This is a genomic window from Enterobacter cloacae complex sp. P24RS, from assembly GCF_014982165.1.
GTDB classification, from domain to species: domain Bacteria; phylum Pseudomonadota; class Gammaproteobacteria; order Enterobacterales; family Enterobacteriaceae; genus Enterobacter; species Enterobacter quasihormaechei.
The window spans coordinates 1-1,091 of the sequence record NZ_JADCKU010000035.1 but is presented as its reverse complement, the minus strand read 5'-3'; the positions used below and the strand labels follow the sequence as shown (position 1 = coordinate 1,091).

1 protein-coding gene is annotated in these 1,091 nt (G+C 53.5%); it reads right to left on the bottom strand.

The annotated features are described in order from the left end of the window. Positions 1-1,091 (bottom strand): elongation factor Tu (tuf, locus tag INF58_RS20850; RefSeq protein WP_048338965.1); only part of this gene is annotated, 1,091 nt, incomplete at both ends.

The following is a 1,091-nucleotide window of genomic DNA, read 5'->3' as shown; positions in this document are numbered from 1 at the left end:
AGAACTTTAGCAACAACGCCCGCGCCAACGGTACGGCCGCCTTCACGGATTGCGAAACGCAGACCGTCGTCCATCGCGATTGGGTGGATCAGAGTCACAACCATCTTGATGTTGTCGCCTGGCATTACCATCTCTACGCCTTCTGGCAGTTCGATGGTACCGGTCACGTCAGTTGTACGGAAGTAGAACTGTGGACGGTAGCCTTTGAAGAACGGAGTATGACGGCCGCCTTCGTCTTTGGACAGAATGTACACTTCAGATTCGAACTTGGTGTGTGGCTTGATTGAGCCTGGCTTCGCCAGAACCTGACCACGTTCGATTTCTTCACGTTTGATACCACGCAGCAGAACACCAACGTTCTCACCAGCACGGCCTTCGTCCAGCAGTTTGCGGAACATTTCAACGCCAGTACAGGTAGACTTCGCAGTCTCTTTGATACCAACGATTTCAACTTCTTCACCAACTTTGATGATACCGCGCTCTACACGACCGGTAACAACGGTACCACGACCGGAGATGGAGAATACGTCTTCGATTGGCAGCAGGAATGGCTTGTCAATCGCACGCTCTGGTTCTGGGATGTAAGAATCCAGGAAGCCAGCCAGTTCGATGATTTTCGCTTCCCACTCTGCGTCGCCTTCCAGCGCTTTCAGCGCGGAACCACGAACGATTGGAGTGTCGTCGCCTGGGAAATCGTACTGAGACAGCAGTTCACGAACTTCCATCTCTACCAGTTCCAGCAGCTCTTCGTCATCAACCATGTCGCACTTGTTCAGGAACACGATGATGTAAGGAACGCCTACCTGACGACCCAGCAGGATGTGCTCACGGGTCTGAGGCATAGGGCCGTCAGTCGCAGCAACAACCAGGATCGCGCCGTCCATCTGCGCAGCACCGGTGATCATGTTTTTAACATAGTCGGCGTGGCCTGGGCAGTCTACGTGTGCGTAGTGGCGAGTCGGGGTGTCATACTCAACGTGAGAGGTGTTGATGGTGATACCACGAGCTTTTTCTTCTGGTGCGTTATCGATCTGGTCGAAAGCACGAGCAGCACCGCCGTAGGTTTTAGCCAGTACGGTAGTGATTGCAGC